This is a genomic window from Polyangium jinanense (genome assembly GCF_028435365.1).
The window spans coordinates 112,401-126,321 of the sequence record NZ_JAGTJJ010000002.1 but is presented as its reverse complement, the minus strand read 5'-3'; the positions used below and the strand labels follow the sequence as shown (position 1 = coordinate 126,321).

Genomic DNA, 13,921 nt, shown 5'->3' with positions numbered 1-13,921 from the left:
TTCGAAGCAATGAAACGCTTTTCGTTCACCCTCGCCGGCGTCACCTCGCTCGGCGTGATGGCGCTCGTGGCGTGCTCGCCGGAGGAGCGCGCGTTCGACACCTCGACCTCGGGCACGGGCGGCGCGGCCGGCGGGGGCGGCAGCGGCGGCGGCATCGTGTGCACGCCCGACGAGCAACGCTCCTGTTACAGCGGCCCGCCCGGCACCGAGGACGTCGGCACGTGCAAGCCGGGCATCCAGGTTTGCCTGCCGAACGGCACGGGCTTCGGCGAGTGCGGCGGCGAAGTGCTGCCGCAGCCCGAGGACTGCCTGACGACCGAGGATGAAGCGTGCAACGGCGCCGATGCGCTCGAATGCCCGCCACTCGGAAACGGCTGGCTGAAGACGTACGGTGAGTCGCTCTCCATGCAGCTGATCTCGGACGTCGCGATCGCCCCCGACGGCAACATCGTCATCGTGGGCGGGTTCGGCGGGACGATCGATCTCGGCGGCGGCCCTCTCGCGAGCACGGGCAGCCTCGACATCCTCCTCGCGAAGCTCACGCCGAAGGGCGAGGTCGTCTGGGCCAAACGCTTCGGCGACTCCGCCCTGCAACAAGCGAACGCCATCGCCATCGACAAGAGCGGCGCGATCTACGTCGGCGGACGCGTGCTCGGCGCGGTGGACTTCGGCGGCGGCGTGCTGACGAGCAAGGGCTCGGACGACGCGTTCGTCGCGAAGTTCGACGCGAACGGCGACCATGTGTGGAGCAAGCTCTTCGGTGACACAGCCTCGCAAGAGGTGACGTCGATCGCGGTGACCAACGCGAACCAGGTGGTCGTGGCGGGCAACTTCGCCAGCACCATCAACTTCGGGGGAACCGAGTTCACGTCCGTCGGCGTCGACGACATGTTCCTCGCGAAGTTCGACGAGACCGGCTTCCACGCGGGATCACGACGCATGGGTGGACAGGGAGCCGACGATCTCCGCGCGATCGCCGTCACCGACACGGATCACATCGTGATCACCGGCAACTTCGCCAGTGGTCTCGAGTTGATCGCCGGCACCCCGTTCACGAGCAAGGGTGGTTTCGACGTCTTCGCCGCGCAGTTCAATCCGAGCCTCAACGCGATCTGGGCCCGTGGATGGGGCGACCCGATGGCACAGCAAGCGTTCGACGTGGCGATTGCGTCGAACGGCGACGTCTTCCTCACGGGCACGTTCGAGGGCGCCCTCGACGTCTTCGGACAGCAACTGCAAACAGCCGCGGATGGGGCGCGCGCGCTCTACGTGACGCGCATCGCGAGCACCGGAGACAGCGTCGTCTGGGCGAAGGCGATCGGCGACGCGACGTCGTTCGTGGAGCAGGCAAACATCGCCGTGGGCACGGCCGATCAGCTCGCGCTCGCCGGCACGTTCCGGGGCGGCATGGACTTCGGCGGCGGGCCCCTCATGGCCATGGATGCCGGCGACGTGTTTTTCGCGAAGCTCGGTGGCGCCGACGGCGCGCACGTCTCGTCGCGTGTCCTCTTGAGTGGTGGAAGCAAGGACAACGACGCGCCGAACTCGGTGCTTGCGCTCGCGCTCTTGCCGACGGGCGATCTGATCGTCGGTGGTCAGCACCACGCCCCGTTCTTGATCGAAAAGGCGCTTGTCGGTGCGTTCGACGGCAAGTCCGGCGACGCGTTCCTCGGTCGCTTCTTGCCCTGAGCGACGCGGCTACCGGCCTCCGCGCGCCTTCTTCCCCATCTTCGACAGAAACGGCCTCACGAGCGCCTTCGGCAGCGCGTCCACCGTCATCGCCATCGCCCGCGGCACGACGCCCGGGATGACGCGCGCTTGCCCGCGCTTGAGCCCCAGGACCGCCTCCTCCGCGCACGTCACCGCGTCCACGTACACCGCTTTCGGCAGCTCCGGCCGCACGTCGCTCCCCGCGACCTCCTGGAACTCCGTCGGCACCGGACCCGGACAAACCACCGTCACCGACACGCCCGTCCCCGAAAGCTCCGCGCGCAGGCCCTCGCTCAGGTGGTTCACGTACGCCTTGCTCGCCGCGTACGTGCTCATCGCGGGCGACGGCAGGATCCCCGCGATCGATCCGACGTTCAGGATCGCGCCGGACCCACGCGCCACCATCGGCGGCACGAGCCGCGCGAGCAGCATCGTCGTGCTCACGACGTTGAGCTCGAGCATCCGCTCGATCTTCTCCCAGTCGCGCTTCTCGAGCAGACCGTAGTCGCCGAAGCCCGCGTTGTTCACGAGCACGTCGATCACCTCGCCCGCCTGCGCGAGGTCGTCGAGCATCGCGCCGAGCGCCTTCCTGTCGAGCAGATCGACCGCGCGCACGAGCACACGCAGGCCCGGCCGCGCGGCCGTGAGCTCACGCGCGAGCTCGTCGAGCCGCTCACGCCTGCGCGCGACCAGCACCAAGGCCGCGACCTCACGTCCGAGCACACGCGCGAGCTCGCGGCCGATCCCCGCGGACGCGCCGGTGACGAGCGCCGTCTTACCGCGAAGCTCGTTCATCCTTCTTCCTCTTCTTGCCCTTGTCGCCCGACTCCTTCTCGGCCTCGGGTTTCTCCGTGTCGCGCACGTGGAGGATGCCGTTCGGCTTGCTCGTGGCCTCCTTCGGCGCGAGCAGCGCTTCGAGCTTGCCGAGGCGCGCCTTCAGGTCGGCGTGCTCGCTCCGCAGCGTCTCCAGGTCCTCGCGCAGCCGCTCGGCTTCGCGTTTGCCCGCGCCGCCGAGGTCCCGCAACGCCTCGCGGATTCGCCGCCGCACGCGACCGTCGAGCTCGCGATCGATCTGGCGCGAGAGCGGCCCGCGCGACTTCGCGTCGCCGATGTCGACGAGCGCGCGCACCACGTCCACCTTGAGGTACGGATCCGACTGATCGAGCAGATCCTCCAGCGCCTCGCGCACCTTTCGATCCGTCGAGAGCTTCGGCAGCGCCATGATCGCCGCGCGCCGGCCGCGCGTGGGGATCCCGTATCGGGTCCGCGTGAGCACGTGCGCCTGCGCGCGCTCGTCACGCAGGGCCGCGAGCCCATCGAGCGCGCCCGCGCGGACGATGTCCGACCACGAGGGACGATCGAGCACCTCGATCAGCGTGTCGAACGCGACGCCCTGCCGGGTCGCGCCGAGCGCGCGCGCGGCCTCCGCCTCCACGAGGTAACTCGCGTCCCGGAGCGCGAGGCTCTTCAGCGCCTCTGCGGCCTGCGCCTTGCGGAACTTGCCGAGCGCCGCCGCGACCGCGCGCCGCACCTTCGCGTGCCCCGTCCGCGCGTGGGCGACGAGGTGCGTGAGCGCGTCGTCGCTGCGCACCTCGCCGAGCGCCGAGGCCGCCTCCGCACGCACGCCCCAGAACTCGTCCTCCTTCGCGAGCGACGCGCCGAGCGCGCGTGTCGTCGCCGGATCGTCGAGCTTGCCCATCAGGCTCGCGGCGAGCAGCCGGCCGCGCGCCGTCTTTGCCCCCGCGAGTTGCGCGCGCAGCATGTCGGCCGGGCACTCGACCCGCACGTCGCCCACGATCCGGAGCTCCGGATCCACCACGACGAACGCCGGCCGCTTCGGCACGCGAATCGTGAACGTCGCGGTCGCCGACTCCACGCGCCGCACCTCGCGCCGCACCTCGCCGTCGATGGAGATGTCGAGCTCGAGGTCGAGCGCGAAGACGTGCGTCCCGGCGTCGTCCTTGTCCTTCTCCTTGCTCTCTTTCGCGGCCTGGGCCTGCTTGACCGACACGGTCAGGGCCTCGCCGTCGTGATCGAGCTTCACCTCGAGCTCCGGGTGCCCTGCGCGGAACACCCACTGCTCGAAGAAGCGCTCCAGGCTCTTGCCGCTCGCCTCTTCGAGCGCGCGCATGAGGTCACGCGTCTCCACGATCCCGCGCGCGTGACGCTCCAGGTACGTCTTGATGCCGCGCCAGAACGCCTCGTCGCCGAGCTCGAGCCGCAGCATGTGCAAAACGCACGCGCCCTTCTCGTAGAGGTGACGATCGAAGATGTCGATCGGCGCCTCGTAGTCCTGGCACACGATCGGACGCCGATAGCGCCCACCGGCCTCGCCCAGGTACGCCGCCACGTCGCCGCGCACGCCGTGCTCGTACTCTTCGCGGCCGAGGTAGCCCTCGCGATCGACGTGCTCCATGTACGTGGCAAACCCCTCGTTCAGCCACGCGTGGGACCAGTCGCGGCACGTCACGAGGTCGCCGAACCAGTGGTGCGCGAGCTCGTGCGCGATGAGGTCGTCGGCCGTCACGTCGATCGCGGCGCGCTCGTCGAGCAGGATGTGCTCGTACATCGTCGTCGCGGTCGTGTTCTCCATCCCGCCGAAGATGAAGTCGCTCACCACGATCTGCGAGTACGTCTTCCACGGGTACGCGACGCCCGTGAGCTTGCCGAAGCGACGCACCATGTCCGGCGTCCGCCGGAACGTGCGCTTGCCCTCGTCGGTTTTTCCTTTGGGCACGAAGTAATGCAGACGAACGCCGTCGGCCTCGTCGTCGATCCGCTCGAACTCGCCCGCGACGAGCGTGAACAAGTAGCTCGGGTGCGGGTCGTCCATCCGGTAGCGGTAGACGCCGCGTTGCTCCTCGTCCTCGTCGCTCTCGCGCGTGCCGTTCGACAGCGCGAACCAGCCCTCGGGCACCGTCACGCGCAGCGAGGTCGACTGCTTGTTGTGCGGCTTGTCGATGCACGGAAAGAAGTGCCGCGCGTCCTCGTCCTGGCACTGCGACCAGACCTGCGCGGGCCGATCACGCACGTGCTCGTCCGGCGCGAGGAAGTAGAGCCCGCGCCGCGGCGTCGCCGAATACCGCACCCGCACCGTCACGCGCGAGGCCGCTTCGGGGACCGACACGCGGAGCGTCTGCCCGTCGTACACGTGTTCCACCGCGGCGAACTTGCCCTCGTCGCCCACGCGCAGCTCGACCGCTTGGAGGTCGAAGCCGACGGCGTCGAGCGCGAGTTCTTTCGCGCGCGCGTCGATGCGTGAGACATCGAGCGTCGCCTCGCCCGCGACGGATTTCTTCGGCACGTCGAGGCGAAGGTCGAGCGCGATGTGCGTGACCTGAAACGGCCGAGCCCGTTCGTACACGCGCTGCACGCCGGCGAGCGCGAACGGGCGCCCGGAAGCAGCGGAAGCGGACGAGTGGGCGTAGGACGAAAGCGCTGATCCGCACGCGCAGCGGTCGTGGAGGCGGTGCTCGAGGCTCATCGGGCGGCGAGTCTTACCCAACAAACTCGCCGAGCAAAGCCCCTCCCCGCGGGAAAACCGCGCTAGCCTCGCCCCGCGCCCATGAACCGCCGCGGACGCACGCCTCTGCTCGCCGGGGGGACGGGCCCGAAAAGCCCGGCCGGGGCCGCGTCACGCCCGCGATCCGGGCCCCAAGGCCCCGCGCAGCACACGCTCTTCGCCGCGCAAAAGGCCGCTCCCTCGAAGGACGGCACCGTGACCCTCGAAGGCGAGGTCGTGCGTGTCACGTACGAAAACGACCAGACGGGCTTCCGGGTCGTGAAGGTCGCGATCGACGGCCACGAGGCCCCTCTCCCCTGGGTCGGCCGCTTCCAGTCCGTCGCCCCCGGCACGCGCGTCCGGGCCACCGGCCGCTACGAACGTGATGGTCGCCACGGCGACCAGCTCCGCGTCGAAACGCTGCTCGAGATTGCGCCCTCGACTTTGCAGGGCCTCGAAAAGTACCTCGGCTCGGGCATGGTCCAAGGGGTCGGGCCCGTGTTCGCCAAGCGGATCGTCGAGACGTTCGGCGAGGATGCGCTGCGTGTGCTCGACGAGGAGCCCGAGCGCCTCGGCGAGGTGCCGGGGCTCGGCGCACGACGCGCCGAGGCCGTGGCCAAGGCCTGGGCGTCGCAGCGCGTCATCCGCGACATCATGATCTTCCTCCAGCAGCACGGCGCCTCTGTCGCGCTGGCGACGCGCATCTACAAGCGGTTCGGCGCCTCCGCGATCGAGATCGTCAAGCGCGCGCCCTACCGACTCGCGCTCGACGTGTGGGGCGTCGGGTTCAAGACGGCCGACCAGATCGCGCGTGCCATCGGAGTTTCCCTGGACGCACCCGAGCGCGCGCAGGCCGGCGTGATGCAGATGCTGAGCGACCTCGCGGGCAAGGGGCACGTGTATGCCGAGCGAAACGCGCTCGTCTCGGCCACCACGCTCATCCTCGAACGCGAGGAGGAAGGCGTCGATCGCGCCATCGACGTGCTCGCGCTCTCGGGTCGCGTGCGTGTCGAAACGCTCCCCTCGGGCGAGGTCGCCGTCTACGAATCCTCGCTCTACGAAGCCGAAGCGCGCCTCGCCGCGCGCCTCCTCGCGCTCCTCCGCGCGCCCGGCCGTCCTCTCTCGGGCCGCCGCGGCGAATCGCCGGAGGCCGTGGCCCAAGCCGCGATCGAGAGCTTCGAGGCCCGCACGCGTGTCGCCCTCGCGCCCGCGCAGCGCGACGCGATCGAGCAAGCCGCCCGCAACAAGATCCTCGTCATCACGGGTGGTCCCGGCGTCGGAAAAACCACGATCGTCCGGGCGATCCTCTCGCTCTTCGACCTCGCGGGCCACACGGTGCGCCTCGCCGCGCCCACGGGTCGCGCGGCCAAACGCATGAGCGAGGCCACGGGGCGCGAGGCCGTCACGCTCCACCGCATGCTCGAGTTCGACCCGAAGGAGCGCGGCTTCCTCCGCAAGAAAGGCCGCGAGATCGAGGCCGACGTGCTCATCGTGGACGAGGCCTCGATGATCGACCTGCCGCTCTGCGACGCGCTCACGCAGGCCGTCTCCGATGGAGCCCGGCTCGTGCTCGTCGGCGACGTCGATCAGCTTCCGTCCGTCGGCCCTGGCGCGGTCCTGCGCGACGTCATCGCCTCGGGCGCGATCCCGACAGTGCGCCTCTCGCAGATCTTCCGCCAGGCCGAGGGCAGCCTCATCGTGCAGAACGCGCACCGCATCCACGACGGCGAAAAACCCGAGGGCGCGACCGACAAGCGCGGCGAATTCTTTGTCTTCCAACGAAATAACCCCGAGGAAGCCGCCGCCACGATCCACGAGCTCGTCACCGAGCGCATCCCGCGTGGCTTCGGCCTGCATCCCGTGCGCGACGTGCAGGTCCTCTCGCCGATGAACAAGGGCCCCGTCGGCACGATCACGCTGAACGAGACGCTGCAGCGGACGCTCAACCCGGACGGTCCTTCGGTCACGCGAGGCGGCAAGCTCTTCCGCCTCGGCGACAAGGTCATGCAGCTCAAGAACGACTACGACCGCGAGGTCTACAACGGCGACGTCGGCATCGTCCGCGCGATCGACGCCGAGGCCGGAACGCTCACGGTCACGTTCGACGGCCGGGACGTCGCCTACGAAGAGAGCGACCTCGACGAGCTCGTGCTCGCCTACGCGACGAGCATCCACAAGAGCCAGGGCAGCGAGTATCCGGCCGTGGTGATCACGCTGCTCTCGCAGCATTTCGTGATGCTCTCGCGGAACCTGCTCTACACGGCCGTCACGCGCGGAAAGCGGCTCGTCGTGCTCGTCACGGACGGGCGAGCGCTCAGCCTCGCGCTCTCCGAGACGCGGCGCGAGGAGCGGCAGACAGGCCTTTCGTATCGACTCCGCCGCGGCTGACTTGTCGGTATCGAGGTGAGCGAAACGCCTCGGATCCTTGGCGGCCGTTGCTCTGATGGGGGCATCCTGCTAGCCTGCCCGCCCCTCGTAACAACGGCATTTTCCTTCCCGTTCGATGCGCGCCACAGCGCCGTCGAGCGGCGACCGCGGGCGCAAGGCGCGCTCCGCGTTTCCCGGGTGGAGCGACCATGGCGCAGAACGGACAGCAGGGTGGAGTGGCGGCGGGACTTCAGATCACGGGCGGCGCGGCCATCATGGCGCCCGTCAGCGCATTCCCCAACGGAGTGCCTGGCAACGCTCTCATCGTGATTCCCCTGTCGAAGGTCGACGACGAGACCAAGGCCATGCTCGACAAGGGCCCGTCGCTCGTGACGCCCGACCAGATGTGGAAGCTGCTCGGCTTCAACGGCCCCGCGGTGCAGGTGCAGGACGACCAGGGTCGCCCGATCGCGATCGGCCTCGAAGACCTGCTCTCCGGCCTGGAGAAGCACTGGCAGGAGCAGCCCGACGACCTCAACCGCGCGCGCATCTACGCGCAGGAGCTCCTCAAGTACAACCGCCTGCAGCGCGCCGAGCAGGTGCTCTCGAAGGTCGTGGCGAAGGGCGGCACGGGCGACGACTGGCTCGCGCTCGGCATCGCGCAGCTCCAGCAGGAGAAGTTCGACAAGGCCGAGGGCACGCTGAAGGGCGCCCAGAACCTCCTCAAGGACAACCCCTACCCCTCGCTGCACCTCGCGAAGGTCTACCAGCAGAAGAAGGAAGTCGAGAAGGAGCGCGAGTTCGTCGACAAGGCGATCGGCATCAGCATCGGCTGCATCGACGCGTGGGCCTACCTCTACCAGTTCCTCAAGCAGCACGAGGGCGAGGACAAGGCGATCGCCGAGATCGAGAAGATGGCCGCCGACAAGAAGAGCGCCGCGCCGTACATCGCGCTCCAGGGCTTCTTCGCGAACGACGATGCGACGCGTGATCGCGCCGTCACCTACGCCAAGAAGGGCGTCGAGATCGCGCCCGACGATCCGCTCGCGCTCCTCTGTCTCTCGGCGCTCTACGGCCAGAAGGGCGACCTCGAGGCCGTCATCCGGCTCCTCCAGCCGCACGAGGCGAAGATGAGCCGCGACGTGCGCATCGCGAACAACTACTTCGAGGCCCTCTTCCAGTCGCGCCAGATCGAGAAGGTCACGAAGCTGCTCAACGCCCTCGCGGGTTCGCCCAACAAGGAAGTCAAGCAGTTCGCCATCGAGCGCTCGCGCCTCGTCGCGCAGTTCCTGCAGCAGCAGCAGCAGCAGCTCGCCGCCGCCTCCCAGCCGCGCAAGTAACAGCGTCGCGCTCCCCGCGTTCGGGGGCTCCGCAACACGCGTCGAGCCCCCGGACAAACCCCCCGAACATCTCGCATCCACAGCCGCGAACGGAGCACGATCCGTCCGCTCGGCATTTTCGTGCCGCACGTCTTTCACATTTGGAAGCAGGCAGAAACCCGGGTAATCTCCGGATCGTGCGCACGTGGCGACCGCGTCCCCCCGTCGTGCTCGTGGTCGATGACGACCCCGACATCTTGAGGCTCCTGGGGATGTGCCTGGAAGCCGAGGGGTGTGAGGTGCGCGAGACGATGTCCCCGGCGGCGGCCCTCGAGCGGCTCGACCGCGTCGACGTCGTCGTCGTCGACCAGCGCATGCCCGAGATGAGCGGCACGGACTTCATCGAGGCCGCGCGCGCACGCGGCTACGACTGTCGCTTCCTCGTGATCTCGGGCAAACGCGGCGCGCGCGCCGAGGCCGCGCAGGCCGGCGCCGAAGGGTTTCTCGCCAAGCCCATCGGCATGCGCGACCTCATCGGCGAGGTCGAACGGCTCTTCTACCGCGGCTTCGCGCCCCCCTCGCACAGGGGCGTGCCGAGCGCGCCTATCTCCGGCGTGCCCTCGTCGAAGAGCTCGTCATAACGTCCCCCAGGCCCGCTCGATCGCCTCGGCGACGCCCGCCTCTTCCGCGCTCCACGCGGAGAGCTCTTCGGTCGCGCTCTCCTTGACGAGCTGCGGCGCGCTGCCCATCGCGAACGATCGCCCCGCGACCTCGAACATCGGCACATCGTTGAGCCAGTCGCCCACCGCGACGACCTCGTCCACCGTGCAGCCGTGATAGTCCGCGAGCCACGCGATCGCCGTGCCCTTCGTGGGCCCGGCCGCGCGCACCACCATCGCGTGTGTGTCGGCCCCGCGCGTCACCGCGAACCGAATGACGAACGCCGCGCCTCCGAGCTCGCCTTCGAGCTCCTCCGCGGCCGCGTGCACGCTCTCCTTCGAGCCGATCGCCACCACCGCGAGCAGCCCTCGCTCATGCTCCCAGTACGGATGCGACGTGACGCGCTCGACGACCGTCACCCGCGGCGACCACGTGCGCACGTAGCTGCTCCACGGCGCGCCCGCCGCGTCGTGCACGATGCTGTCGTGCGCGAACACGAAGCTCGCCGTGCCATGCCGCTCGAGCACGCGCCGGAGCTGCACGGCGTGATTGCCTGCGAGCGAGGCGTGGTAGTGCTCGCGATCGTCACGCGCGTCGACGATGTGGCTCCCGTCGACGCAGGCGATCGGCCCCTGGATGCGCGCCGCCACGGCGGCCTCGCGCGAGCCCGAGTAGAGCCGGCCCGTGCAGATCGTCACGGCCACGCCGCCGCTCTGCAAGCGCTCGATCGCCCAGCGATCGCGCTCGTTCAAGGAGCCGTCGTGACGGAGCAGGGTGCCGTCGAGGTCGAGGGCCAGGAGCTTGTACGTCATCGCCGCGGTTTGTCCTCGCCGCTCAGCACGCGTGATCGTTGGATCCCAAATGGACGACGGGCGATCGACGGGGTTTTTCCCGTCGTATCGCCCGGCTCGTCTCGATCACGAACGACGCAGATTCAGGCCGGATAGACCGAGACCTGCTTCTTCGTGTTCGACTTCCACTCGTACTTCACGACGCCCTCCACGAGGGCGAAGAGCGTGAAGTCCTTGCCCGTGCCGACGTTCTTGCCGGCGTGGATCGACGAACCCACCTGCCGCACGAGGATGCTGCCCGCCGGGACCGCGGTCCCCGCGTACACCTTCACGCCGCGCTTTTGCGCGCTCGAATCGCGACCGTTCCGAGACGAGCCGCCGCCTTTTTTATGAGCCATGCCGGTTTCTCCTAGGCGCTGATGCCGGTGATCTTGAGCTCGGTGTACGGCTGCCGGTGCCCGGTCTTGCGGCGGTAGTTCTTCCGACGCCGGAACTTGAAGATCACGACCTTCTTGCCGCGATCCTGCGCCTTGATCTGCGCCTCGACCTTTGCACCCGCAACGAGCGGCTGGCCGATCTTGGTGGCCTCGCCGCCGACGAGCAGGACTTCGTTGAACGTAACCGTGTCGCCGGCGTTGCCGCTCAGCTTCTCGACGCGCAGCACCTGGCCTTCGCTGACCCTGTACTGCTTGCCGCCCGTCTTGATGACCGCGTACATGTTCGTGCCCTCGAGCCCTACGACAGTTGCTTCACCGACGCACTCCGCCGGGAAACAAGGGAGCGGAAGTATACGGACGCGCGTCCGTTCCGCAAGCTGATCAAATGCGCCTCCGTCCCTTTGGATCCAGAGCCTCCGCAAGAGGTCGGTCCGGGCAGGCTGGAAACAGGGGCGGACAGGGGATCAAGGCGGACGAACGGGGCCGTTTCGCCCGCCAGGCGAGAGGTATCCGAGACTGTGGGCGCGCCGGGGGACGGTCTACCAGCTGCCGTGCGAGCCGTGCGAGCCGTGCGAGCCGTGCGACCCGTGGCTGCCGTGCGAGCCGTGCGAGCCGTGCGACCCGTGGCTGCCGTGCGAGCCATGCGAGCCGTGCGAGCCGTGCGACCCGTGCGAGCAATGCTGCGCCGGGATCACGCCACCCGCGTCGTCGCCGATCACGCCGGCGCGATCCGCCTCTTCGCTCGCCTTCGCGCCGACCTCGCTCTCCGTCTTGGAAAGCATGCCACCCGGCTTGCGGGAGAAGCTCGGCAGCCCACCTGTTCCGTTGTTCGCCATCGTGGCCTCCCTGATCCCAAGTCCCGTTGCGCCCCGCGTCGATTCGTTTGCCCTCAAGATGCCGACGACGCGTGGATGAAGTGCGTTCGCGCCCGGACCGTGGTCCAGCGCCGGAGGATCTCGACCGTCTTTGGGTCGTTCTCGCGCAGTTTGTCGAAGAGAAAATCCTGGATGCCCTTGTGGACGGCGCACAAGGTGCTCTCACGCATCCTACCGAAGATCGTGCCCTGCGTCCGGTAGCTGTGCTCGGGCTGCACCCCACAGTACGGCGTGTACGTGCAGTTCACGCAGTCGGGCTGCGCCTCGCGGATCGACGCAAGCACGAGCGCGCGCACCGTCTCGTGTTTCATGAGCGAGCGATACGTCGAGGTGAACACGTCGCCGATCTGGAACGCGGGATCGCCGGTCTCGTACATCATCCGGCCTTCGTCGCTCGAGAAGATCTTCCCGTCGTAGTTGTAGGCGAGGGCGCCGATCCCCGAGCCACTCGGCGAGCGGATGTCGAGGAAGTTCGGGTCGTCGTCGCCGAGGATCTTCGTGAGGAAGATCGAGCCGTACCGCTCGAGGACCTGCTCGCCGCGCCGGTTGAGGTCGAGGATGTGCTCGACCGCGGTGCGGTAGAAGTTGTGGTACGCGGCGCGGTCGTACTCGACGATCTGCGCGGTCTTGCCCGCGAAGCCGAAGGGATCGACGGGGCGGAGGAAGATCGCGCGACACCCGAGGCCGACGTACGTGTCGACGATCTCCTTCGGGTACTTGAGCGCCTCGCGCGTCGTCGTGAGCAGCGCTTCGACGTGGTAGAGCGTCGGGTCGAGGCCGATGTCGATGTAGGCCTTGTTGATGCGCTCGATCCACTTCACGGCCTCGCGATGCGCGTTGCCGCCGGCGAGGATGCGCTGCTTCGTGTGCAGGTGCTCCGGGCCGTCGATGCTCGTGCAGATCTGAACCTTGCGATCGACGAGGAAGGCGAGCTTCTCCTCGTCCATCATGGCCAGGTTCGAGACCATCGTGAACTCGAGCCCCTTGCCGTAGGCGCGGTTCCTCGCAAGGGCGTACTCGATGACGTGCTTCATCACCGGGAAGTTCGCGAGCGGCTCGCCGCCCTGGAACTCCAGCGTCACCGAGGGCGAGGTTGACTGGAGCATCAGGTCCACGACCTTCTCGCCGATCTCCGGCGTCATGTCGGTATGGACCGCGTCCATGTTCGCGCGGCTCGCGTGGCAGTAGACGCACGTCTCGTTGCAGCGGAGCGTGACGACCGCGATGTGCAGGTTCGGCCCCCAGTTGAGGAACCGCTTCTTGTACGCGATGCGCTCGGCTGCCTTCGCCTGATCGAGGCCGTCGCGAAGGAAGTTTCTCGACGCGAGTTTGTCGTGGAGCGGCGAAGCGGGATCGAGCTCGCCGCGCGCGAGCGAGCGGAACTCGTCGTTCGTGACGAAGAGCCAGTCGCCGAGAAAGTTGGTGAGCAAAATATCTCCGCCCACCTCGCGGAACCGGAACGGCACGAGGCCCGAGGGAGACTTCGCCGCGGGGCCGAGCTCGGTGAAGAGCGTCGAGAGGCTCGTCACGCCGCACCTCCCGATCGCGCCTTCTCGATCGTCAAACCGAGCGCGTAGTTCGCGAGCTCCGCGGAGAGCACGCGCTCGTCGATGCCTTCGCTCGTGGCCTCGGGCTTCGCCGTCACCTTCACGACGTACGCGCCGCCATCGCGCGAGAGCTCGGCCGTCGCGTACGGAGCGTACGTCTTCACGGCCTCGTCGATCGCGAAGCCGTCGTAGAGCTCCTCGTGAAACCTGAGCTCGATCACGACGCCTTCTCGCCCCCCGACACGTTCTCGGCCGCGCCTTCGGCCTCGGCCTTCGTGCCCTCGGCCTTGCCCTTCTTCTTGTACTTCTCCTCCCAGCTCATCGCGATGCCGAGCGGATCTTCGAAGGCCGTCTCCTCGCCGATGTCCATCGCGAGCAACTCATCGAGCCCGGGCGGACCCGCCGCGCCGCCGAACGCGCGCGCCGTGATCGACTCGACGAGCTTCTTGTTCTCCTCGACGATCCGGAGGCGCCACGCCTGGCCGAGCAGCTCGTTCTGGAACTCACCCGCGAACGTCTGCGTGTCAGCGCCCGGCTTCTTCGCCTTGAGCGTCACCTGGATGCGCCGATCTCCCGCACGATCGAGGTGCACCCAGCAGCGATCGATGAAGACGTACGCCGCTCCGTAGATCGCATCCTTGGGGTACAGGCCCTCGTCGAACTCGATCCGAACCGAGCCCTCACCCAAGTGAAACGACATGTCGCTCATTCGC

Annotated in this window: 13 protein-coding genes; 4 read left to right on the top strand and 9 right to left on the bottom strand. The window is 68.4% G+C overall.

Annotated features, from left to right (window positions below; all coding sequences use genetic code 11):
* Positions 1 to 9: 9 nt before the first annotated feature.
* Positions 10 to 1,689, top strand: a complete 1,680-nt coding sequence (locus KEG57_RS05510) for an NHL repeat-containing protein (protein WP_272458238.1) — start codon at positions 10 to 12, stop codon at positions 1,687 to 1,689.
* Between the two features lie 9 nt (positions 1,690 to 1,698).
* Here KEG57_RS05510 and KEG57_RS05505 read toward each other — a convergent pair whose 3' ends face one another.
* Positions 1,699 to 2,505: an SDR family NAD(P)-dependent oxidoreductase gene (locus tag KEG57_RS05505; RefSeq protein ID WP_272416977.1), complete on the bottom strand. Its 807-nt coding sequence runs from the start codon at positions 2,503 to 2,505 to the stop codon at positions 1,699 to 1,701.
* Positions 2,486 to 5,194, bottom strand: coding sequence for a M1 family aminopeptidase (locus tag KEG57_RS05500; protein WP_272458237.1), 2,709 nt, complete (start codon positions 5,192 to 5,194; stop codon positions 2,486 to 2,488). The genes KEG57_RS05505 and KEG57_RS05500 overlap by 20 nt, the downstream gene beginning before the upstream one ends.
* 81 nt (positions 5,195 to 5,275) lie before the next feature.
* On the opposite strand from KEG57_RS05500, the gene recD2 reads away from it, so the two are divergent.
* The 3 genes from recD2 to KEG57_RS05485 all read left to right on the top strand — a co-directional run bounded on the left by recD2 (position 5,276) and on the right by KEG57_RS05485 (position 9,539).
* Positions 5,276 to 7,600 carry an SF1B family DNA helicase RecD2 gene (gene recD2, locus KEG57_RS05495; protein WP_272458236.1) on the top strand — a complete coding sequence of 775 codons (2,325 nt, stop codon included), beginning with the start codon at positions 5,276 to 5,278 and terminating at the stop codon, positions 7,598 to 7,600.
* Positions 7,601 to 7,788: 188 nt separating this feature from the next.
* Complete coding sequence (locus KEG57_RS05490; protein ID WP_272458235.1) at positions 7,789 to 8,919, top strand: tetratricopeptide repeat protein; 1,131 nt, start codon at positions 7,789 to 7,791, stop codon at positions 8,917 to 8,919.
* 176 nt (positions 8,920 to 9,095) lie between these two features.
* On the top strand, positions 9,096 to 9,539 hold the full coding sequence (locus tag KEG57_RS05485; RefSeq protein WP_272416973.1) for a response regulator: 444 nt from the start codon (positions 9,096 to 9,098) through the stop codon (positions 9,537 to 9,539).
* On the opposite strand, the gene KEG57_RS05480 is transcribed toward KEG57_RS05485, so the two are convergent.
* From KEG57_RS05480 to hxsD, 7 genes are all read right to left on the bottom strand, one after another.
* On the bottom strand, positions 9,534 to 10,370 hold the full coding sequence (locus tag KEG57_RS05480; protein WP_272458234.1) for an HAD hydrolase family protein: 837 nt from the start codon (positions 10,368 to 10,370) through the stop codon (positions 9,534 to 9,536). The two genes, KEG57_RS05485 and KEG57_RS05480, sit on opposite strands and share 6 nt — an antisense overlap.
* Before the next feature lie 122 nt (positions 10,371 to 10,492).
* Positions 10,493 to 10,747, bottom strand: coding sequence for a 50S ribosomal protein L27 (gene rpmA / locus KEG57_RS05475; protein WP_272416971.1), 255 nt, complete (start codon positions 10,745 to 10,747; stop codon positions 10,493 to 10,495).
* 11 nt (positions 10,748 to 10,758) lie between these two features.
* The gene (gene rplU, locus KEG57_RS05470) at positions 10,759 to 11,067 is read right to left on the bottom strand and encodes a 50S ribosomal protein L21 (RefSeq protein WP_272416970.1); all 309 of its coding nucleotides are present in this window, start codon (positions 11,065 to 11,067) and stop codon (positions 10,759 to 10,761) included.
* Positions 11,068 to 11,325: 258 nt separating this feature from the next.
* Positions 11,326 to 11,622: a His-Xaa-Ser repeat protein HxsA4 gene (hxsA4, locus tag KEG57_RS05465; protein WP_136933506.1), complete on the bottom strand. Its 297-nt coding sequence runs from the start codon at positions 11,620 to 11,622 to the stop codon at positions 11,326 to 11,328.
* Between the two features lie 53 nt (positions 11,623 to 11,675).
* Complete coding sequence (gene hxsB / locus KEG57_RS05460) at positions 11,676 to 13,190, bottom strand: His-Xaa-Ser system radical SAM maturase HxsB (RefSeq protein WP_272416969.1); 1,515 nt, start codon at positions 13,188 to 13,190, stop codon at positions 11,676 to 11,678.
* A complete protein-coding gene (locus KEG57_RS05455; protein WP_272416968.1) occupies positions 13,187 to 13,429 on the bottom strand; it encodes an HxsD-like protein in 243 nt (80 codons plus the stop codon). The genes hxsB and KEG57_RS05455 overlap by 4 nt, the downstream gene beginning before the upstream one ends.
* Positions 13,426 to 13,917 carry a His-Xaa-Ser system protein HxsD gene (hxsD, locus tag KEG57_RS05450; RefSeq protein WP_272458233.1) on the bottom strand — a complete coding sequence of 164 codons (492 nt, stop codon included), beginning with the start codon at positions 13,915 to 13,917 and terminating at the stop codon, positions 13,426 to 13,428. Before hxsD ends, KEG57_RS05455 begins: the two co-directional genes overlap by 4 nt.
* Positions 13,918 to 13,921 lie beyond the last annotated feature (4 nt).

Coding starts and splice junctions, on each gene's coding strand:
- hxsD (WP_272458233.1), bottom strand. CDS start 13,917: ATGAGCGACATGTCGTTTCACTTGGGTGAGGGCTCGGTTCGGATCGAG.
- KEG57_RS05490 (WP_272458235.1), top strand. CDS start 7,789: ATGGCGCAGAACGGACAGCAGGGTGGAGTGGCGGCGGGACTTCAGATC.
- KEG57_RS05500 (WP_272458237.1), bottom strand. CDS start 5,194: ATGAGCCTCGAGCACCGCCTCCACGACCGCTGCGCGTGCGGATCAGCG.
- recD2 (WP_272458236.1), top strand. CDS start 5,276: ATGAACCGCCGCGGACGCACGCCTCTGCTCGCCGGGGGGACGGGCCCG.
- KEG57_RS05505 (WP_272416977.1), bottom strand. CDS start 2,505: ATGAACGAGCTTCGCGGTAAGACGGCGCTCGTCACCGGCGCGTCCGCG.
- rpmA (WP_272416971.1), bottom strand. CDS start 10,747: ATGGCTCATAAAAAAGGCGGCGGCTCGTCTCGGAACGGTCGCGATTCG.
- KEG57_RS05510 (WP_272458238.1), top strand. CDS start 10: ATGAAACGCTTTTCGTTCACCCTCGCCGGCGTCACCTCGCTCGGCGTG.
- KEG57_RS05480 (WP_272458234.1), bottom strand. CDS start 10,370: ATGACGTACAAGCTCCTGGCCCTCGACCTCGACGGCACCCTGCTCCGT.
- rplU (WP_272416970.1), bottom strand. CDS start 11,067: ATGTACGCGGTCATCAAGACGGGCGGCAAGCAGTACAGGGTCAGCGAA.
- hxsA4 (WP_136933506.1), bottom strand. CDS start 11,622: ATGGCGAACAACGGAACAGGTGGGCTGCCGAGCTTCTCCCGCAAGCCG.